Source organism: Arthrobacter sp. EM1 (assembly GCF_029964055.1).
GTDB lineage: Bacteria > Actinomycetota > Actinomycetes > Actinomycetales > Micrococcaceae > Arthrobacter.
The window spans coordinates 1,304,127-1,322,964 of the sequence record NZ_CP124836.1 but is presented as its reverse complement, the minus strand read 5'-3'; the positions used below and the strand labels follow the sequence as shown (position 1 = coordinate 1,322,964).

20 protein-coding genes are annotated in these 18,838 nt (G+C 64.1%); 11 read left to right on the top strand and 9 right to left on the bottom strand.

The genetic code is table 11. From position 1 onward, the window contains the following. Positions 1–145 precede the first annotated feature (145 nt). The gene (locus QI450_RS05940; RefSeq protein ID WP_282468051.1) at positions 146–823 is read left to right on the top strand and encodes a hypothetical protein; all 678 of its coding nucleotides are present in this window, start codon (positions 146–148) and stop codon (positions 821–823) included. Positions 824–1,508: 685 nt separating this feature from the next. On the opposite strand, the gene QI450_RS05935 is transcribed toward QI450_RS05940, so the two are convergent. The 4 genes from QI450_RS05935 to QI450_RS05920 form a co-directional block, all read right to left on the bottom strand. Next, a complete protein-coding gene (locus QI450_RS05935; RefSeq protein ID WP_226775680.1) occupies positions 1,509–1,916 on the bottom strand; it encodes a hypothetical protein in 408 nt (135 codons plus the stop codon). Then, a complete protein-coding gene (locus QI450_RS05930) occupies positions 1,886–2,215 on the bottom strand; it encodes a hypothetical protein (RefSeq protein ID WP_226775679.1) in 330 nt (109 codons plus the stop codon). The genes QI450_RS05935 and QI450_RS05930 overlap by 31 nt, the downstream gene beginning before the upstream one ends. A 94-nt stretch (positions 2,216–2,309) precedes the next feature. Beyond that, complete coding sequence (locus QI450_RS05925) at positions 2,310–2,834, bottom strand: redoxin family protein (RefSeq protein WP_226775678.1); 525 nt, start codon at positions 2,832–2,834, stop codon at positions 2,310–2,312. Positions 2,835–3,017: 183 nt separating this feature from the next. Continuing rightward, positions 3,018–3,854: an alpha/beta hydrolase gene (locus tag QI450_RS05920; RefSeq protein ID WP_226775677.1), complete on the bottom strand. Its 837-nt coding sequence runs from the start codon at positions 3,852–3,854 to the stop codon at positions 3,018–3,020. 398 nt (positions 3,855–4,252) lie between these two features. Between QI450_RS05920 and QI450_RS05915 the strand changes: the two genes are divergently transcribed. Beyond that, positions 4,253–5,194, top strand: a complete 942-nt coding sequence (locus tag QI450_RS05915) for a ferritin-like domain-containing protein (RefSeq protein WP_282468125.1) — start codon at positions 4,253–4,255, stop codon at positions 5,192–5,194. Positions 5,195–5,458: 264 nt separating this feature from the next. Here the strand turns inward: QI450_RS05915 and QI450_RS05910 are convergent, their stop codons facing one another. The 3 genes from QI450_RS05910 to QI450_RS05900 form a co-directional block, all read right to left on the bottom strand. Beyond that, positions 5,459–5,671, bottom strand: a complete 213-nt coding sequence (locus tag QI450_RS05910; protein ID WP_226773935.1) for a hypothetical protein — start codon at positions 5,669–5,671, stop codon at positions 5,459–5,461. A gap of 512 nt (positions 5,672–6,183) precedes the next feature. Further along, positions 6,184–6,330, bottom strand: a complete 147-nt coding sequence (locus QI450_RS05905; RefSeq protein WP_256446620.1) for a lmo0937 family membrane protein — start codon at positions 6,328–6,330, stop codon at positions 6,184–6,186. Between the two features lie 861 nt (positions 6,331–7,191). Beyond that, complete coding sequence (locus QI450_RS05900; protein WP_226773933.1) at positions 7,192–7,632, bottom strand: heavy metal-responsive transcriptional regulator; 441 nt, start codon at positions 7,630–7,632, stop codon at positions 7,192–7,194. Positions 7,633–7,687: 55 nt separating this feature from the next. On the opposite strand from QI450_RS05900, the gene QI450_RS05895 reads away from it, so the two are divergent. From QI450_RS05895 to QI450_RS05885, 3 genes are all read left to right on the top strand, one after another. Next, positions 7,688–7,987, top strand: coding sequence for a thioredoxin family protein (locus QI450_RS05895; RefSeq protein WP_226773932.1), 300 nt, complete (start codon positions 7,688–7,690; stop codon positions 7,985–7,987). A 127-nt stretch (positions 7,988–8,114) separates the two neighbouring features. Next, positions 8,115–9,467, top strand: coding sequence for an NAD(P)/FAD-dependent oxidoreductase (locus QI450_RS05890; RefSeq protein ID WP_226773931.1), 1,353 nt, complete (start codon positions 8,115–8,117; stop codon positions 9,465–9,467). A gap of 151 nt (positions 9,468–9,618) precedes the next feature. Further along, positions 9,619–10,725, top strand: a complete 1,107-nt coding sequence (locus QI450_RS05885) for an IS110 family transposase (protein WP_282468062.1) — start codon at positions 9,619–9,621, stop codon at positions 10,723–10,725. 303 nt (positions 10,726–11,028) lie between these two features. Here the strand turns inward: QI450_RS05885 and QI450_RS05880 are convergent, their stop codons facing one another. Continuing rightward, entirely contained in the window at positions 11,029–11,991 is a 963-nt protein-coding gene (locus QI450_RS05880) for an IS481 family transposase (RefSeq protein WP_282468063.1), read from the bottom strand. A gap of 309 nt (positions 11,992–12,300) precedes the next feature. On the opposite strand from QI450_RS05880, the gene QI450_RS05875 reads away from it, so the two are divergent. From QI450_RS05875 to QI450_RS05855, 5 genes are all read left to right on the top strand, one after another. Next, positions 12,301–13,128: a substrate-binding domain-containing protein gene (locus QI450_RS05875; protein ID WP_226774620.1), complete on the top strand. Its 828-nt coding sequence runs from the start codon at positions 12,301–12,303 to the stop codon at positions 13,126–13,128. 88 nt (positions 13,129–13,216) lie between these two features. Then, the gene (locus tag QI450_RS05870; protein WP_226774621.1) at positions 13,217–14,320 is read left to right on the top strand and encodes an NADH:flavin oxidoreductase; all 1,104 of its coding nucleotides are present in this window, start codon (positions 13,217–13,219) and stop codon (positions 14,318–14,320) included. A gap of 301 nt (positions 14,321–14,621) precedes the next feature. Then, positions 14,622–14,792: a hypothetical protein gene (locus tag QI450_RS18095; RefSeq protein ID WP_348994528.1), complete on the top strand. Its 171-nt coding sequence runs from the start codon at positions 14,622–14,624 to the stop codon at positions 14,790–14,792. Positions 14,793–14,986: 194 nt separating this feature from the next. Beyond that, positions 14,987–16,093 carry an IS110 family transposase gene (locus QI450_RS05860; RefSeq protein ID WP_282468062.1) on the top strand — a complete coding sequence of 369 codons (1,107 nt, stop codon included), beginning with the start codon at positions 14,987–14,989 and terminating at the stop codon, positions 16,091–16,093. Positions 16,094–16,483: 390 nt separating this feature from the next. Next, positions 16,484–17,446, top strand: coding sequence for an IS481 family transposase (locus tag QI450_RS05855; RefSeq protein WP_282468124.1), 963 nt, complete (start codon positions 16,484–16,486; stop codon positions 17,444–17,446). 6 nt (positions 17,447–17,452) lie between these two features. On the opposite strand, the gene QI450_RS05850 is transcribed toward QI450_RS05855, so the two are convergent. Continuing rightward, on the bottom strand, positions 17,453–17,638 hold the full coding sequence (locus QI450_RS05850) for a hypothetical protein (protein WP_226776142.1): 186 nt from the start codon (positions 17,636–17,638) through the stop codon (positions 17,453–17,455). Positions 17,639–18,476: 838 nt separating this feature from the next. Here QI450_RS05850 and QI450_RS05845 point away from each other — a divergent pair. Beyond that, entirely contained in the window at positions 18,477–18,713 is a 237-nt protein-coding gene (locus QI450_RS05845; RefSeq protein ID WP_226776143.1) for a hypothetical protein, read from the top strand. Positions 18,714–18,838: the final 125 nt, after the last annotated feature.

Genomic DNA, 18,838 nt, shown 5'->3' with positions numbered 1-18,838 from the left:
GAACCCATCCGGGGTGGGGGGGTGTTCCCGAAGTACTCCTGACAGACCAAGCCGGACCCGCTGGATTCATTGTCAGGACCGCACCGCTTACGGTGTGGCCGCGGGAACGGATACATCCACTGAACTACTTTCAAGGAGCATTCCCATGCGCACATCGATCAAGACTTTCGCCGGTATCGCCGCGGCCGGTTCGCTGATGTTCTCCCTGGCTGCCTGCAGCCCGGCCAGTAACACCTCCGCCGCTCCGGCGTCCTCCTCGGCCTCGATGTCCGCCGAGGCGCCCAAGGCGCTGGCCTCCATCCCGGCCCTGACCGGGACCTCCACCGCCGTGAAGCTCGATGCCTCCTTCGCCAAGGCCCTTGAGACCCTGAAGCTGACCCCGGGCACCGTCGGGACCGCGGCACTGACCGATGGTTCGCTGATCTTCCCGATCACCGGCGGCAAGGTCGATTACTACGACCCGGCCAAGGACTACCGCCCGTTCGTCCAGGGCCTGATCAGCCACGCCGGTTCCGGGTTCTCCCTGACCGCCGGAGACACCAAGGTCGACCTGACCAACTTCACCATCGACCCGGGCACCTCCAAGCTCTACGGCGACGTCGCGGTCAACGGCACCACCGCCGCGAAGCAGGCCTACATCTTCAACCTCGACGGCTCCACCCTCAAGCCCCTCGCCAAGGCCGGCGACACCGCCGTCCTGGAAGGCACCCGGGTGCTGATCTCCGACACCGCCGCCGGCCTGCTGAACAAAACCTTCAAGACCGACGCAGTGAAAGCCGACATGCTCGTCGGCATCGCCAAAATCACCGTCAACACCAAGTAACACCCACCCGAAAAAGCCGCCGGATGCATGGTTCGGCGGGAAGTGCCATGGATCCTCACCAGGGGGTCCGTGGCACTTTTCTGTTCTCACACCCTGGCCCGGATCTTCTCAAGGGGTCGCGTGGAAACCGCCGGCGGCCCAGGAGCAGCGATGCAGCCGGCGTTAACGGTATGCGTTGAGCACAGTGGAGGAATGCGACGTTGAAATTGAGCCCCGGCTTCCGCCCCTGGGCTCTCTACCGGTCCGAAAGCGGCTCTTCCCGCCGCCTTTCGGTGTTTCGGGGGTCCAAGCCCCTGCCTGATCCTGAATGGTGGTGTGATGTGAGCAAGCAAAACCTGACCCGCAGAGGCTAACCGAGGCCCTCGCAGCCCGGTTCGCATCCCCGACGCGGAGCACCCGGCTCACGGTCGTCCTGGGCCGCTGGCTCGGGCTGAGTTTCACGGTGTGCTTCCTGACCGGGCTGTTCAGCCACGGCCTGCAGAACCCGCCCTCCTGGATGCTCTTCCCCACCAGCCCCGTCTGGATTTACCAGCTCACCCAGGGGATCCATGTCACCGCCGGGATCGCCTCGATTCCGCTGCTGCTGGCCAAGCTGTGGTCCGTCTATCTGGAGCTGCTCACGTGCCTCAATCGCCCTGTTCATCGCCTCCTCGCTCCTTCAGCTGACCACCGGCCTGATCAATACCTACAAGTGGTATCCTCGGCCCTTCCCGTTCCGCGAGACCCACAGACGGGTCGGTATGTGCGCCTCCTGCAGCAGCGGGACCAGGTCCAGGGTGGTCCGGGGATCGGCGGCCGCGGCCATGGCCATCCACGACCTGTGGCAGGCCGGTTCGTTGCAGGGCGACAGGTAATCGGTGAGTTCCTCGTCGTTAAGTGTGCGTTTGACGGCACGCTGCATGGATACCGCACGGGCGTCCAGAAGCTGCGGGGCCGTCGTGGCAGCCCGTACCTCCGGGTCCCGGAACCGTTCCACCGCAGGCACCGGCCACGAATCGAACACCACGGAGTTCATCAGCACGAGTCTGTTCACGCGCCCGCTGGGTGCCGCAATGTGCTGGGCTATTCCCCCGCCGATGGCATGCCCGGCCATATCGAAACTGTCCAGTCCGAGGCATCGGCGGCGGCCAGAGCTGTTTCGGCCAAGGCCGGGACAGTGGCGTGGCTGACGTCGAGTTCTCCGCCGCTGCGGCCGAACTCGGGCAAGTCCAGGGCAATGCACCGACTCGAAGTCCCCAGTGCGGGCAGGACCGGCAGCCTCACGCGGCTCCAGAAAGTCCCGTGCAGCAACAGCAGCGGAGGTGTCTGGTCACTGCCGCTGCCCAGATACGAAAGGGATGTCCCGGCGACCTCGATCTGGTCGCGCAGGACCGGGGCCAGAGGAGTGTTCAAGGTTTTAGTACCTCTCTTTTCAGCGCTTACCACTGTTGACCCCGGCTCAGGGGCGGTTCCGCCCATCCGCCGGACTCCGCCTGTACCCGAGGTCTCAGGCGGCCCCGCGGGCCGGGTAGTCATGGTCCTGGGCGTAGCGGACCCCTGCGATGACGTCGTCCAGGGATGGCCTGCCAAAGGGCATGGTGGCGGTGCTGGACCAGAACAAAGTCCCGTCCTCGTCCAGGATAAAGATGCCCGGTTCGTTGAAGAGGTCCGGCTCGCCGTCCTTGATTGCGTGGGACAGGTTCAAACCCCAGGACCGGGCGGATTCCTCCCTCAAGCCATAGGCCACGGGGAGGTTGGCGAGGTGCCACTGATCCACGATCCGGGTGCTTCGGCCCGATGTTTCCATGCTCACCGCGACGGCCCGGCCGATGCCGGCTGCCTTCAGGTCCTCGATCCGCTTATCGATCTCGGCCAGCTGTTTGCGGCAGATCGGGCAGTGCAGGCCGCGGTAGAAGACCACCAGGCTAAACCTCCCGTCAGTTCCGGTACCAATCTTAAGATCATCGGTAGTTCCCCCACCAACCAGGGCGAGGGCGAGATCGGGCGCTGTCTGTGTAGGAAGAAGTGTCATGGCCTCGGCAACAAAGCCCGGCTCCCGCTAATTCCCTACGGTTCCGGTCATGCCCAGACGTCACCGTCCGGAAGAAAGCGTTAAGAGGCTCCCGGAACCGGGCGTTTGACACAGGGTGAGGCGCTCTCGCTGTCGCCTCACCCTGTTCTCGCCGCCGAGATGTTTAGCTGCTGCGCTGGGCCGCTATTTCTGCAGGAAGGTCAGCAGTGCCTGGTTGAACTCCTCGGGGTGGCTCACGTTGCAGCCGTGTGGTGCGCCGTGGAGGACGTGCAGGTCGCTGCCCGGCAGGGCTGCGTGGGTCCGTGCACCGGATCCTTCGAAGGGCACGGTTCCGTCGCCGTCCCCGTGCAGGATCAGGGCCGGGACTCTGATGTTGGGCAGGTCGTCGCGGAAGTCGGTGGTTCCGAAAGCTTCCATGCAGGCCAGTGCCGCCTTTTTGTCAGCCTGCTTGCAGAGCTGGAGGGCTTCCTGACGCTGCTGCTCGGTCACTTTAAGCTCGCCGTTGACGGAGAAGAACTGCCGGGTAAAATCGTCGTAGAAGGAGTCTTCGTCCTTCGCCAGGCCTGCCGTCATCTCCGCTGCTGTGTCCTTAGTCAGTGGCCCGTCCGGGTTGTCCTGGCCTTGCATCAAGTACGGCGGGACGGCGGCCGCGAAAACCACGCTGCGCACCCGGTCGGTCCCGAATTTGGTGAAGTAGCGGGCTACTTCACCGCCGCCCATGGAGAAGCCGACGAGGGTAGTGTCGTAAAGCTCGAGTGCCTCGAGAAGGGCGTTCAGGTCTTCGGTGAGGGTGTCATAGGTGTAGCCGGTGTTGGGCTTGTCGCTGCGTCCGAAACCCCGCCGGTCATAGGTAATAACCCTGTAGCCGGCAGCCCGCAGGGCAGGGACCTGGGCTGCGAAGGATTCCCCGGACAGGGGCCAGCCATGAATGAGGACGACCGGCCGGCCCGTTCCCCCCGTGTCGTCCACGTGCAGGTTCGTGTCCTTGAACAGTCCGTGATGGGCAATAACTTCAGTCATGAAAAGCCTCCAACTCTGAGATGGGATCGGCGCACGAAGCCGACTCCAACCCATTCGTAAGCAGGCTGTGTATTGGATGGGTCTTCGTTGGCTACGATCACCATCGAGTCAGCAGCGTCGCGGGTGGTCCTGAGTCAGGTCGTCTCAGGAAACCCCAGCGACGCCACCCCGCAGAGCGCCCCGGCTTGCCGGGTGCTAGAAGGCAGACTTCGACAATGGATGTGAAAGGTTGCCCGGCCACCCGTCCGTGATATGGATCACTACGAACTGTAAGTGTCAGCATCATGGGTTCTCCCATTCGCAGGGGTTTTGCGCTGCGTCTTCCGGCCGGGGGGCCGGAGGGAGTACTCTCCGGATTGTCATGGTCTCAAAATCGCACTCATGACAGGAGCACACCAATGTTCGATCAGAAATTCGTCACCGATGCTATGAGCCGCAGCGCGGAAAACCCCATGGACCGGCGCATTTTGTTCCGCGCCGCCGGAATTGCAGGGATCGGCGGCGCAGCTGCTTTGATCGCCGCCTCACCGTCCCGTGCGGACGGCGACGCAGAGCATTCCGATAAGAAGCCAAGCGACGGGGCGATCCTAAACTTCGCCCTCAACCTGGAGTACCTCGAAGCGGAGTTCTACCTGCGGGCCGTCACAGGCCGGGGCCTGAGTGAGGGACTCACGGACGGCAAAGGACGCAAGGGCGGTGTGACCGGCGGGGCGAAGGTACCATTCAAGGCCGGCAGCCTGATCGAAAAATACGCCAAGGAAATCGCCGCGGACGAAGAATCGCACGTCAAATTCCTCCGCACCGCGCTCGGCAAAGCCGCAGTTTCCCGGCCGCAAATCGATCTGGAGGCCAGCTTCACCGCCGCTGCCATGGCGGCGGGGCTGATCAAGGCAGGCCAGACGTTCAACCCCTTTGCGGACGAAACAAGCTTCCTCCTGGGCGCGTTCATTTTCGAAGACGTCGGCGTCACCGCCTACAAGGGCGCGGCACCGCTGATCGATAACAAGACCTACCTCGAAGCCGCCGCCGGTATCCTCGCTGTCGAGGCTTATCACGCCGGAATCATCAGAACCACCCTCTACGCTCGTGATCTGCAGGTACCAGCCCAAGCGATCTCCGACGCCCGGGACAGCCTCGATGGATCAACTGATCTCGATCAGGGTATTGGCACTAAAGACACCGCCAACCTTGTCCCGACCGACGCAAACGGCATCGCTTTCAGCCGCAGCCCGGGGCAGGTCCTGAACATCGCCTACCTCACCGCCAAAGCAGAAAGAGAAGGCGGGTTCTTCCCCAAGGGGGTAAACGGCGAGATCAACCGGAGCGCAGCCAGCGCCTGACCCACCCCACACCCATACAGAAACGGATGGACCACGGCAAGCGGGCACCCCGGGGGCTGCCCGCCGGCCGTGGTCGGGGCAGAAAGGCCCATGCGCCGGCGGGCCTCACCGGGCTGATCCGCTTCCCGCCAGGCACATGGTGCGCGGCTGACCCGTTGCACCAAGGGCTAGAGATTCCCCAGTTCGGAGCCGGGCGTTGCCAGGTCCGCGCGGGCTTCGGTCTCCGCGGCAAGCTTGACCGTCCGCCGTTCCCGGCGGCGATCACTAAGCATGCAGAACTGCGTCCCCGGCGGATTTGAGGAGCCGGTCGACCGTGGCCCCGGAGACTGTTATCAGCTGCGCCGCCACGGCCGGGATCAGCAGCTTGGCGTCGAGCTCCCCGAAGGCTTCCAGCTTAGGCAGCCACAGGTCCATAGTCGCCGCCAAGTATTTGGCTGAGGGCATTCCGGCGAGCCGCCACGCATCGACCAGGACCATGGGGCCGTCATATCCTTGGGTCCTCCGTCCACGAGTCTTCGTTGTGACCGTTTTTTGCCGGACCTCTGCGTTTCCGCGCCGTGAACAACGCCCGGCGGGCGTTAGCCCTGACCACCCCTGTCCATTGACGGCGGCCGAAAATCGTGGCCGGCGCCGATCGACGTCGAAGCGTACCGAGGCGGACACTGTGGATCGTAGTCGGCATCCTGATGGGCATTGTGGCCGGGCAGGTTCTGAGATGGCAGATCGCGGGCGCCTTCGTCCTGATATATCTCGGTCTTGGCTGAGCTGCAAAACAAGACCAGACTGCCCCGGGTTCCGCTAATAGTCCGGCTGGGAAGCAAGAGCTGCAGCCCGAAGTCAGATTCTCTTCAAATCCAACCTTCGGGCTGCAGTTCTAGGTCTCAGGCACCCGCCCCCAGCTCACCCTCATTGTGTGAGGGCCCCTTGGGCGAGAACACGGCGGCAGGCCGCGCATCCGCATCCTCGGCGCGGGCACAGCGTTTGGGAACTTAAACGCGTGACCTGCCGCGGACGAAGTGAAAAACCAAGACGACTACTGCAACAACCAGAAGCAGGTGAATGAACCCGCCGCCGATGCTGCCGAGCAGGCCGAGAAGCCAAAGAACAGCGAGAATGATGGCTATCCAAAGCAACATATTTTGTCTCCCTTGTTTGTCTGCGGATGGAAATGCTGGTCCAGCAGGAATCAGTCGCCGTCCAACGGACCACTCCCAAAGAAATACTAAGTGTACTGTCAAATGGAACCAGCCGGCGCGGGCCATCGTAGTGAGATAGAACAGCAGCGAAAGCCAGCCTGCATGGTTCATCGGATGAGACACGCAGAGTGCAGCTTAGGGCGGTCCCGGATATCGATCAATCAGAGTGTGAATTCTGGTGTGTTTGAGCCCTTGATTCGGTAAGCCTTTTCGCGGGGCCATGAATTCTGACTGCAGTGACAGGCGCCCGCGGCGGGCTGAAGGCGCACCAGGGTCCCATTCGGCTGACCGACGACGTACTGGTCCGGGACGTAAAGGACCCGCTGGGCGAGACGCTGGTCGCCTACATCGGTTCCGTGAAGGAAACCCGGGGCCGTCCGGCTGTGGGCCGATGGGGAACGGAAACCTTCCGCCGACGTGATGCACCGGTTGAGGACCACCTACCACGTGGTCGCCCTGCTCGCGGAGCGGGATTCCCGCGCCGTAGTGCTTCTAGGGCATGAAACCGCAGCTGGGTGGTGTCCCGCCGGCGCGCCTGTTCCGCGAAGGCCAGCTGGACGTCGTCGGCCCGCAGGTGTGGCCGCTGCACGCGCGTTCGCGGCCGCAGTCTGATCGGTGGTTTCTGCAGAACTGACGACTGCCGCGGCCGCCGGCAGGGGCCGGCGCGCCTGCTTCCGGCCGGAACCGTGGGCCTGGAGCGGCTGGGAATGGACCCCCGACGGCCGGTTCCCGGGCCGGTGGGACGACCTGCACAGCAACTTCCGCACCTGAATCGCCAAATGGTCGGTTTTTCGCGGCTCTTTAGTACACGCTTCGCGCAATCGAGGCTTCGTGTCGGTCCGCCGGTGGTTGTGCGATGATCTGGCAGACGTCCGCATCGGAACAGTCGGCTGGATCGAGGTCGCGGCTCACCTCGATGAGTCGGCCAAGTTCAGCGGCCAGACCGGCCAGTTCTTGTTGTCGGCCGCGGACCTCAGCCAGCTTTTCCTTGAGGAGACCGGCCACGTGGGCGCAGGGCGCTTCGCCGGAATCGCGCTGGGAGAGGACTCCCTTGATCTCGTTCAGCGCGAGTCCTGCTGACTGGGCGGCGCGGACAAACCGCAGCCGACCGACGACCATACCATCGTAGACTCGGTACCCGTTGGGCGCCCGGGTGGGTGCGGGCAAAAGCCCCTGACGTTCGTAGAAACGAATGGTTTGAGTGTCGATGCCGGTAACGGCGCTGACTTTCCCGATGAGCATGGTTCCAGTCTAACGCTTGACCTTGTACCCGACTACAAGGTTTACGGTAGTTCGTATGGAGATCACCCTGCAATATTTTGACGGTTGCCCGAACTGGAAAGTCGCCGAGGAGCGGCTCATGACACTGGCCGCGGAACGGTCCGGCGTTGTCCTTGTCCGGCAGCTCGTGAATACGGTGGAGGAAGCCGAGCGGGTAGGGTTCCATGGCTCCCCGAGCATCCTCATCAATGGTGTCGACGTGTTCGCTGCTGCCGGTGCCTCCGTGGGATTGGCGTGCCGCCGCTACCTGACCCCTGACGGAGCGGCCGGCGCCCCCAGCCTCGGGCAGCTCAAGGCAGCGATCGACGCCGGCTGATCGGCGGGCATCCAACGCCGGAGCACCAACGGGTCCGTGTCCGTGTCGAGGACCTTGGTGCGTGCCATGGCCAATTAACACCGACCGCCAATGCGGCCGCCCGAGATGATCCAACGGAAGGTTTGAAATGAGCGAGAACTACGATCTGGTCGTCATTGGTGCCGGCATGGCCGGGATCGCTGCGGCGACAAAATGCTCTTCGGCGGGATGGCGGGTGGCAATCGTCGATTCGCTTCCCTATGGCGGCACCTGTGCATTGCGCGGGTGCGACCCGAAGAAAATCCTGCGGCGCGGCGCAGAGGTTATCGACAGTGCCCGACTGCTGCAGGGCAAGGGCATCGACGGCAACGGCCTGTCGATAAACTGGGCCGAGCTGATGAAGCACAAGCACGGATTCACCGACCCGGTGCCGCAGAGCATGGAAGAGGACCTGCGCCATATCGGCGTGGAGACCCTGAATGGGACCGCAAGCTTTACCGGACCGTCCCGGATCCAGGTCTCCGGGACGACGCTCAGGACATCCAAGGTCCTGATCGCTACCGGCGCCACACCTCGGCCCCTGGATTTCCCGGGCCAGGAACACCTCATTGATAGCACCGACTTCCTGAATCTTAGGTCCCTTCCTGCCCGCATTGTATTCGTGGGCGGTGGTTTCGTCTCCTTCGAGTTCGCCCACATCGCCGCCCGCGCGGGAAGCTCCGCGGTGATCGTGGACCGGGGCGCACGCCCCCTGAAATCATTCGACGCGGACCTGGTCGAGCTGCTGATCGACCGCGGCGCGGAGGCCGGGGTCCAGGTGCGGCGCGGCACCAGCATCACCGGTGTGGAAAAAACGCGCGAGGGCTACAGGCTGCGCCTGCAGCAGGCCGGCCGCGAGGCAACGCTTGATGCGGATTTGGTAGTGCACGGTGCCGGCCGGATCCCGGATTTGTCGCGGTTGAATCTTGAAGCAGCCCACGTGGCCTACGGCAAAAGGGGTATTGAGGTGGCCGGCCACCTGCAGAGCACCACAAACCCCGCCGTCTACGCGGCCGGTGATGCGGCGGACACCGCGGGCCCGCCACTGACTCCGGTGGCCGTTTTCGAAGCCAAGGTCGCCGCGTCCAACATGTTGAAGTCGGGTTCCACGGTCCCGGACTACGCGGCCACGCCGACAGCGGTCTTCACGATCCCCGAGCTGGTCCGCATCGGTATGCTGGAGCACGAGGCCCGCGACAGCGGACTAAACATCGACGTTCGGCATTCGGACACCAGCCGGTGGTACTCGAACTACCGAATCGGTGAAACCGCCGGCGCTGCCAAAATCATCATTGACAGAAAAACCGGACACCTCCTCGGTGTGCACCTGTTCGGATCCGGATACGCGGAACTGGCCAACACATTCAGCCTGGCCATGAAACACGGATTAACCACCCGCGAACTCAAATCCATGACACCCACCTATCCGTCGGTCGGCTCCGACCTTGACTCAATGCTCTAGACGATATGAAGTGTGGTGGGGCGCGCCGGACGTAGCGACTGGAACCTCGGGTTCAAAGAGGTTCGTGGGTTGTCGGTCCGGGTCCTTCCGCACGTGGGTGCGGGGGGTGTGGACTGGCAGAGCCACATTTGAACGTCTGGAGGTTCCAACCATGAATAAGCGTACTTACGTCGGTTTGGATGTCCATGCACGCAGCGTCAAAGGCTGCGCGATCGACCGTGAAACGGGCGAGATCCTGAGGCAGAGCCTTGCCGCGAACGATGCGGGGATCGCCGAGTGGGTTTCCGGGCTGCCGGAGCCGGTCCTCGTTGTCTATGAGGCAGGCCCCACCGGATTCGGGTTGGCCCGGCTACTGGTCAGTGCAGGGGTCGAATGCCTGGTCGCGGCGCCGTCCAAGCTCCAGCGGCCGTCCGGGGACCGGGTGAAGACCGATGCCCGCGATGCCGAACATCTGGCCCGGTTGGCCCTGCTCGGACAGATCACGCCCGTGCGGGTTCCTGGCCGTGCGGATGAAGCGGCGCGGGACCTGGTCCGGGCCCGCGAGGACGTCCGTACGGATCTGATGAGGGCCAGGCACCGGATCTCGAAGCTCCTGTTGCGCCACGGTCTGGTCTACTCCGGCGGCCATGCCTGGACCGATGCCCACCACACCTGGCTGCACCGGCAACGATTCGATGATCCGTCCCTGCAGGCCGCTTACGAGGCCAGCCTGGAGGCCGCGGAGCTGACGCTGGACCGCAGGAACCGTTTGGATGCGAAGATCACGGCCCTCGCGGCCACCGACCGCTATGCACCCGTGGTCCGTGCGCTGATGTGTCTGCGCGGGATCTCGGTGCTCACCGCCTTCGGCCTGGCAGTGGAGATCGGTGATTGGACCCGCTTCACTGGCAGCACCATCGGCGCCTATCTGGGCCTGGTGCCCTCCGAACATTCCTCTGGTGCTTCACGGTCCCAAGGCGGCATCACTAAAACAGGAAACACCCATGCCCGCCGCCTGCTCGTCGAGGCCGCTTGGCATCACCGCCGTCCATATGCCAACGCAAGCCGTGACATGCGTGCCCGCTGGGACGCAGCCGATGAGGCCTCCCGGGTCCGCGGACATCAAGGCAACCACCGCCTGCACCGCAAGTGGGACCAGTTCGAAGCCCGTCACAAACGGCGCGTCATCGCCAACGTCGCTGTCGCACGGGAACTGGCTGGCTGGTGCTGGTCTCTCGCGGCCGCGGTCCAACAGGAGCAGCCATGGACGGATGAATAGACGTGTGCCGTTCCCGGCTCCGTCCGGAGGCTCGGCAGCGTGGAGGAGACCCGCGATACACCTATGGGCAACCGGTAAATTACGGTGACGCCCGACATTGCTAGACCAGCGGCACCCCTCCAGCCGAACACCTCGTCCTGCGGTAGCCAACCCGCGAATATCAGTCTGACAGCGCCGTCGACCACGACGCGCCGGCCGCCGGACCAAGCAGGGGAACGAACACAAAAGAGCGGTCCAAGACATCCAATCTTGGACCGCTCACCCTTGCCCTCTTGACATGGACTACCTACATATCAGGTGTACTCAGCCAGCAGGTTGGTTACATCTGCTGATGGGTGGTCGTCCTCCGAGGGCTGCGTGGTTTCGGCGGTGGTTGTAGAAGTCTAGCCAGCCGGTGAGGGCCTGGGTGCGATGGTTGCTGGAGTCGAAGGCGTCCTTGTAGGCCCAGCCTTCCTGGAGGGTGCGGTTGAACCGTTCGGCTTTGCCGTTTTGCCAGGGGCTGCGGGGTTTGGTGCGCCGGTGTTTGGCGCCGAGGTCAGCCATTACCTTGGCAAAGGCAGCGGACCGGATGTAGGCCAGGGCGTTGTCCGTCATGACCTCTTGCACGGGGGCTCCGTTGGCGGCCATGAACGCTGCGGCGTTGGCCAGGAACGCCGCGCAGGTGGGGCCCTTCTCATCCGGGAGAACCTCGACGTACGCCAGGCGGGAGTGGTCATCGACGGCCACGTGGACGTAGTCATAGCCCAGGCCGCGGCCTCTGACGGCTTCGGATCGGCCGTGGACCCTCCAGCCGCCGCCGTCCGGGATTTTCCCGAGCTTCTTCACGTCGATATGCAGCAGTTCTCCGGCGGTGTCGCGTTCGTAGCGGTGGTCGGTGGCCCGGCCGGCGCGGATGCGTTCGCCGCTGATCGGGTCCAGTTCCCATAACCGGGGCAGCCCGGCCCGGGCGATGATCCGGGAGACCGTGCGGGCCGGGACCTGGCACCGTTCACCCAGCTCGACCGGACCCTCGCGGTGCTTTACCCGCGCCTCGAGGACCTCGTCGATTTTCGCCGCGGGGGTGGCGTGCGGGCAGGAACGCGGGCGTGACGAGCGATCCTCCATCCCGTCCGAGCCGTGCTCCAGATATCGCCGGAACCACCGGTGGGCGCAGGTCCGCGAAACACCCATTTCCTTCGCCACGTGGGCCACGGGACGGCCCTGAAGAACACGCTGGACAAGGATGCTTCTACCGGCAGGAGTCAGACGGGCATTACGGTGGACCATGAAGACCTCTTAGTCGTTCGGTGAGTGTGGTAACCACCAACCTAAGAGGTCTTCACCCTTTCACCGTGTAACCAACGTCCTGGCTGAGTACATCTAGGAGCAGAGCCGACGTTCGGGCACGGGGTTCAACCCCGCGTGACCCGGCGGTGTTCGGCGGTCAGGCGAGTCAACGAGCAGCGAGCCACCTGATGAACCCACCATCTAGAAAATCCACGCTTTTCGCGGTCCGGACTTCATACCCTAGAGCATCGAAGCGATCGGCGGCGTCGTCCGCACGGAACCTCCACGCTCATCTGCAGGGCCCGCTCCGTGACCGTATGGGGAAGTGCGGATTCAGGCGGGTACGAGGGCATCGACGAGGCCGCGGCGGAACTGGGCTATTCGACATTTGTGATGAACTCGCGCGATGACCCGGAGGAACAACGACGCAAGACCGACACCATGCTCGCCCGGCGGGTGGACGGGCTGATCATCGGTGACGCCCATTTGGACACTGGGCTGCTGGTGGAACTGACCGACCGGAAGGTGCCGTTTGTGCTGATGAACCGCCGCGTCCCGGGCTACCCGGCGGCCACCTGCGACGACGTCCTGGGCGGGGAGCTTGTGGCCGAGCACCTGTGGAACACCGGGCACCGGAATGTCGCGGTGATCGCCGGGGAGCCGTACGCCAGCACGGCTGTGGACCGGACGGCCGGTTTCGTCGACCGCTGGCGTTCGCTGGGGGGAAAGCTGCCCGGGAACGCCGTGGTGTGGTCCCGGTTCGATACTGCCGGGGGCCGTGAAGCGGCCGAGACCATCCTGACGCACTGCCGTCCCCGCCCGACGGCGCTTTTCGCCGTCAATGCCTTCGCCGCGATCGGGGCCATGGGAGCGCTGCGGTCCCATGGGCTCACCGTCGGTACCGATGTGGCAGTGGTCGGCTTCAATGACACGTCACTGGCCGCGGAGCTGCCCATTCCGCTGTCCTCCGTCCGCTCGCCCATGCTGGATATCGGACGTACGGCGGTGCAGCTGCTAAAGGGCGTGCTCGACGGCGCACACGTCGAATCGATCAGGTTGGAACCGACCCTGTACGTGCGGGAAAGCAGCGCCCGGACAGAGCCCGCCAGCGCGTCCCGGGCTGCGTCTGAAATATAAAAACCGTGTCTGTCGTTTGCACTACCGGGGAGCACGCTTAACTGCGGCTCTCTTTTTTCTTTCCCCGAAACACCTCTAGGAGATATTCGTGCCGGATTTCGCACCCCTCTGGTCCCCTGTTCAGATCGGCCCAACCGGGCTGAGCAATCGTGTTGCTCTAGCTCCCATGACGCGCATCAGCGCCACCGAGGACGGGCATGCGACACAGAAAATGGCCGCCTACTATGAGGCCTATGCCCGCGGCGGCTTCGGACTCCTGATCACCGAAGGCATCTACCCCGACACCGCCTACAGCCAGGGCTACCTGTTCCAGCCGGGCATCGCCACCAAAGAACAAGCACACTCCTGGATAAAGGTCGTCGAGGCGGTCCACTCCGCCGGCGCCCGGATCTTCGCCCAGCTCATGCATGCAGGGGCCCAGACCCAGGGGAACCGGTTCGTGGACTCCACCATTGGTCCCTCCGCGATCGCCCCCAAGGGTGAACAATTGGCCTTCTACCGCGGAGAAGGCCCCTACCCCGTTCCCGGGCAGATCACCGCGACCCAGATGGACGAGGTCCGCGACGGCTTCGTCACGGCTGCACTGCACGCTAAGGCAGCCGGATTCGACGGCGTAGAAATCCACGGCGCGAACGGGTATCTGCTTGACCAGTTCCTCACCGACTACCTCAACACCAGGACCGACAACTACGGCGGCTCACCCGAGAACAGGGTGCGTTTCGCTGCCGAAATCTGCCGCGCCGTCCGCGAGGCCGTGGGTCCGGACATGAGCGTGGGAATCCGTATTTCCCAGGCCAAGGTCAGTGACAATGACCACCGGTGGAGCGGTGGCGCCGAAGAAGCACGAATCATCTTTGAAACCCTCGGTGCTATCGGGATCGATTTTATCCACACCACCGAATACAGGGCCGCGGCCCCGGCCTTCGAAAACGGCACGGAGTCCCTTGCCGCCCTGGCCAAGAAGTACTCGGGAATAACGATCATCGCCAACGGCAACCTCGACGACCCCGAAACCGCCGTCTCCTTGCTCCGTGACGGGGACGCCGATGTCGTCGCCCTGGGCAGAGCAGCCCTCGCGAACCGGAACTGGCCCCACCGGGTACGCAACAACCTCGCCTTCGACGAGCTCGACACCAGGCTCTTCGCTCCGGTAGCGGACGTCAAGGACTGGGAACTGGAACTTCCCGCATAAAGGCATCCACCCGACCCCGCGCGGGCCAGGCCCAGACCGCCTGGCCCGCCCGGCTCCGTGAGAAAAACCATGTTTCAGCTCCTTCCGCAACCAAAAAAGCCGAGCGGGTCAAGCCTCTCTAGCCCCTACAAGCACCGACTTTTGCCTCCCGACACGCGCTCGACCTTGCGGCCCTTGTGGCGCCCTTACCCATGGTGGGCGCCGCCCCGGAGTGTGTGCCCTCGCTGCGTACCGCTGCGAGGCGCCCGCGGAGCCGGGCTTCGTTCGCGCCGGTTTTTGCCAGGGATTCCGCGAATTTCTCGTGGTATCCGGCCGATCCATAGCCGACGGCCGACGCACTCTCCGCTTTGCCACCCTGGTCTTTGATCCGGCTGCGGTCGTTGCCGGTGACGCAGTTCTCGATCTCGCGCCCGACGCCCTCCACGCGGGCGAAGAGTTCCTTCTCGACCCGTCGGTACCGCTGACCCACTGATATCCGCTCCGAGCCTTTGAACCCGCCTTCCGCCAGGAGCTAGACGATATGAAGTGTGGTGGGGCGCGCCGGACGTAGCGACTGGAACCTCGGGTTCAAAGAGGTTCGTGGGTTGTCGGTCCGGGTCCTTCCGCACGTGGGTGCGGGGGGTGTGGACTGGCAGAGCCACATTTGAACGTCTGGAGGTTCCAACCATGAATAAGCGTACTTACGTCGGTTTGGATGTCCATGCACGCAGCGTCAAAGGCTGCGCGATCGACCGTGAAACGGGCGAGATCCTGAGGCAGAGCCTTGCCGCGAACGATGCGGGGATCGCCGAGTGGGTTTCCGGGCTGCCGGAGCCGGTCCTCGTTGTCTATGAGGCAGGCCCCACCGGATTCGGGTTGGCCCGGCTACTGGTCAGTGCAGGGGTCGAATGCCTGGTCGCGGCGCCGTCCAAGCTCCAGCGGCCGTCCGGGGACCGGGTGAAGACCGATGCCCGCGATGCCGAACATCTGGCCCGGTTGGCCCTGCTCGGACAGATCACGCCCGTGCGGGTTCCTGGCCGTGCGGATGAAGCGGCGCGGGACCTGGTCCGGGCCCGCGAGGACGTCCGTACGGATCTGATGAGGGCCAGGCACCGGATCTCGAAGCTCCTGTTGCGCCACGGTCTGGTCTACTCCGGCGGCCATGCCTGGACCGATGCCCACCACACCTGGCTGCACCGGCAACGATTCGATGATCCGTCCCTGCAGGCCGCTTACGAGGCCAGCCTGGAGGCCGCGGAGCTGACGCTGGACCGCAGGAACCGTTTGGATGCGAAGATCACGGCCCTCGCGGCCACCGACCGCTATGCACCCGTGGTCCGTGCGCTGATGTGTCTGCGCGGGATCTCGGTGCTCACCGCCTTCGGCCTGGCAGTGGAGATCGGTGATTGGACCCGCTTCACTGGCAGCACCATCGGCGCCTATCTGGGCCTGGTGCCCTCCGAACATTCCTCTGGTGCTTCACGGTCCCAAGGCGGCATCACTAAAACAGGAAACACCCATGCCCGCCGCCTGCTCGTCGAGGCCGCTTGGCATCACCGCCGTCCATATGCCAACGCAAGCCGTGACATGCGTGCCCGCTGGGACGCAGCCGATGAGGCCTCCCGGGTCCGCGGACATCAAGGCAACCACCGCCTGCACCGCAAGTGGGACCAGTTCGAAGCCCGTCACAAACGGCGCGTCATCGCCAACGTCGCTGTCGCACGGGAACTGGCTGGCTGGTGCTGGTCTCTCGCGGCCGCGGTCCAACAGGAGCAGCCATGGACGGATGAATAGACGTGTGCCGTTCCCGGCTCCGTCCGGAGGCTCGGCAGCGTGGAGGAGACCCGCGATACACCTATGGGCAACCGGTAAATTACGGTGACGCCCGACATTGCTAGACCAGCGGCACCCCTCCAGCCGAACACCTCGTCCTGCGGTAGCCAACCCGCGAATATCAGTCTGACAGCGCCGTCGACCACGACGCGCCGGCCGCCGGACCAAGCAGGGGAACGAACACAAAAGAGCGGTCCAAGACATCCAATCTTGGACCGCTCACCCTTGCCCTCTTGACATGGACTACCTACATATCAGGTGTACTCAGCCAGGACGTTGGTTACACGGTGAAAGGGTGAAGACCTCTTAGGTTGGTGGTTACCACACTCACCGAACGACTAAGAGGTCTTCATGGTCCACCGTAATGCCCGTCTGACTCCTGCCGGTAGAAGCATCCTTGTCCAGCGTGTTCTTCAGGGCCGTCCCGTGGCCCACGTGGCGAAGGAAATGGGTGTTTCGCGGACCTGCGCCCACCGGTGGTTCCGGCGATATCTGGAGCACGGCTCGGACGGTATGGAGGATCGCTCGTCCCGCCCGCGTTCCTGCCCGCACGCCACCCCCTCGGCGAAAATCGACGAGGTCCTCGAGGCGCGGGTAAAGCACCGCGAGGGTCCGGTCGAGCTGGGTGAACGGTGCCAGGTCCCGGCCCGCACGGTCTCCCGGATCATCGCCCGGGCCGGGCTGCCCCGGTTATGGGAACTGGACCCGATCAGCGGCGAACGCATCCGCGCCGGCCGGGCAACCGACCACCGCTACGAACGCGACACCGCCGGAGAACTGCTGCATATCGACGTGAAGAAGCTCGGGAAAATCCCGGACGGCGGAGGCTGGAGGGTCCACGGCCGATCCGAAGCCGTCAGAGGCCGCGGTATCGGCTATGACTACGTCCACGTGGCCGTCGATGACCACTCACGCCTGGCCTACGTCGAGGTTCTCCCGGATGAGAAGGGCCCCACCTGCGCGGCGTTCCTGGCCAACGCCGCAGCGTTCACGGCCGCCAACGGAGCCCCCGTGCAAGAGGTCATGACGGACAACGCCCTGGCCTACATCCGGTCCGCTGCCTTCTCCAAAGTCATGGAGGACCTCGGCGCCAAACACCGGCGCACAAAACCCCGCAGCCCCTGGCAAAACGGCAAAGCCGAACGGTTCAACCGCACCCTCCAGGAAGGCTGGGCCTACAAGAACGCCTACGACTCCAGCAACCACCGCGCACAAGCCCTCACCGGCTGGCTAGACTTCTACAACCACCGCCGAAACCACGCAGCCCTCGGAGGACGACCACCCATCAGCAGATGTAACCAACCTGCTGGCTGAGTACAGCTAGGCTGCGAGAATTTCCTTGGCGACTTTCACGAACGAGGGATCCTCGAAATGCGAGGTGCCGGCGCCGTTGACGATCACGGTCGTTTCCTTGCGCAGCTGATCAATGTCGGGCCCGTTGATCCCGTTCCTACCGATAAGGAACAGTCGTTCCTCCACGGGAGTGCCCGCTGCTTCCAGAGCCATGGGGGTCTTTGCTGTGTGGCGGTCTGCAATGCATGGGCCAGCTCGGGATTGGCCAGGGACTCGACAGGCAACTGGTGCCGTCCCTTCTCCGGGGCAAGTGTCCCTGCCTGGGAGTGGAGTTCTTCGGCGCGGACTGCGTAGAGCGGGCCCCTGCCTTTCCATGTTCGGCGGCAGCTTTACGCGCCCCTCCGTGGCTGCGCGCTAAGTCGTCCTGGCGGGCCTTTCCCGTGGTGATGCGCCGGATCCCTGGCTCAACATACGCGGTGTCCGCTCCGGTACCGCGTTGTCGGTCGTGACCGTCCTGGTCATGGATTTTGTGTTCATGAGGTGATGTTCAGTTTCGTTGGGGCGGGGCGGGCGCCGGAAATACTTGGTGTCCTCTCCCCCACCATGTGGTTTGCGTGCTGGCGGAGCATCGCGTAGCTGTGCCCGGCAGAACCGGGGCAAGCCGAAGGGCAAGCGATTGATGGTTCGTGGGAGGAAATCAGCGCAGCGCCGAGCACAGGCGATCGGCTGGGCGGCCGTGCGCAGGCCCGTTGCGCCGGTGGAGCGGGCACGTATGATCCAACGGACCTCAGAAGAAAGGAAAAAGAATGCTTGTGTCGACCGAGCGCAGCGAGGCCCGTATCGTCCCCTGGCTGGCGCCCGGTCATGCCAGCTTCCGGCCATCCGGGCGGGAACACTGCAGCGCGCGGCGGCCCGATGAAAAGACAATGGCCGCTGTACGGGCAAAGTTGTAGCCTAATGAGAGACCGCAGGAATGCTTGTCCTGCGACCAAGCAACGGCCTTCATCCCGCCCTTCTGCGAAGTTCGGGAGGGCAGGGGGTGTGGGTTCTGATGGATAACAACCAGCAGGAACTGACGCATATTGCGTTCCTGCACACAGGCCTCGAGGTCCCTGAAGCATGGTTGGCGTACTTCGCGTACGGGGGCAACCAGGGCCTGTGGGTCGTCGATGCATATCTGAACGGACTGGCTCCGCTGCCAGCCCACGACTGCGACCTGCTGGCGGTGGTCCTCAATGAACGCCTGGCCGAACTCCACTTGCCGCACCTCGCCTCCTACAGCGGCTAAGGAGGCATCACGCAGCCTGCAGTCCAGCAACAACAGGAGTGCAGGGGTGCCGTCCCGGGCATTACCCAAGTCGACGAGGCGGCGCCGGGCCAGAGAGAGCATCGCCTCAAATGCGTTGTGCCCTC

Bases quoted from the DNA above. Each gene is read 5' to 3' on its own strand.
- QI450_RS05940 (WP_282468051.1), top strand. From the start codon at position 146: ATGCGCACATCGATCAAGACTTTCGCCGGTATCGCCGCGGCCGGTTCG.
- QI450_RS05935 (WP_226775680.1), bottom strand. From the start codon at position 1,916: ATGGCCGGGCATGCCATCGGCGGGGGAATAGCCCAGCACATTGCGGCA.
- QI450_RS05925 (WP_226775678.1), bottom strand. From the start codon at position 2,834: ATGACACTTCTTCCTACACAGACAGCGCCCGATCTCGCCCTCGCCCTG.
- QI450_RS05920 (WP_226775677.1), bottom strand. From the start codon at position 3,854: ATGACTGAAGTTATTGCCCATCACGGACTGTTCAAGGACACGAACCTG.
- QI450_RS05915 (WP_282468125.1), top strand. From the start codon at position 4,253: ATGTTCGATCAGAAATTCGTCACCGATGCTATGAGCCGCAGCGCGGAA.
- QI450_RS05910 (WP_226773935.1), bottom strand. From the start codon at position 5,671: ATGGTCCTGGTCGATGCGTGGCGGCTCGCCGGAATGCCCTCAGCCAAA.
- QI450_RS05905 (WP_256446620.1), bottom strand. From the start codon at position 6,330: ATGTTGCTTTGGATAGCCATCATTCTCGCTGTTCTTTGGCTTCTCGGC.
- QI450_RS05900 (WP_226773933.1), bottom strand. From the start codon at position 7,632: ATGCTCATCGGGAAAGTCAGCGCCGTTACCGGCATCGACACTCAAACC.
- QI450_RS05895 (WP_226773932.1), top strand. From the start codon at position 7,688: ATGGAGATCACCCTGCAATATTTTGACGGTTGCCCGAACTGGAAAGTC.
- QI450_RS05890 (WP_226773931.1), top strand. From the start codon at position 8,115: ATGAGCGAGAACTACGATCTGGTCGTCATTGGTGCCGGCATGGCCGGG.
- QI450_RS05885 (WP_282468062.1), top strand. From the start codon at position 9,619: ATGAATAAGCGTACTTACGTCGGTTTGGATGTCCATGCACGCAGCGTC.
- QI450_RS05880 (WP_282468063.1), bottom strand. From the start codon at position 11,991: ATGGTCCACCGTAATGCCCGTCTGACTCCTGCCGGTAGAAGCATCCTT.
- QI450_RS05860 (WP_282468062.1), top strand. From the start codon at position 14,987: ATGAATAAGCGTACTTACGTCGGTTTGGATGTCCATGCACGCAGCGTC.
- QI450_RS05855 (WP_282468124.1), top strand. From the start codon at position 16,484: ATGGTCCACCGTAATGCCCGTCTGACTCCTGCCGGTAGAAGCATCCTT.
- QI450_RS05850 (WP_226776142.1), bottom strand. From the start codon at position 17,638: ATGGCTCTGGAAGCAGCGGGCACTCCCGTGGAGGAACGACTGTTCCTT.
- QI450_RS05845 (WP_226776143.1), top strand. From the start codon at position 18,477: ATGGATAACAACCAGCAGGAACTGACGCATATTGCGTTCCTGCACACA.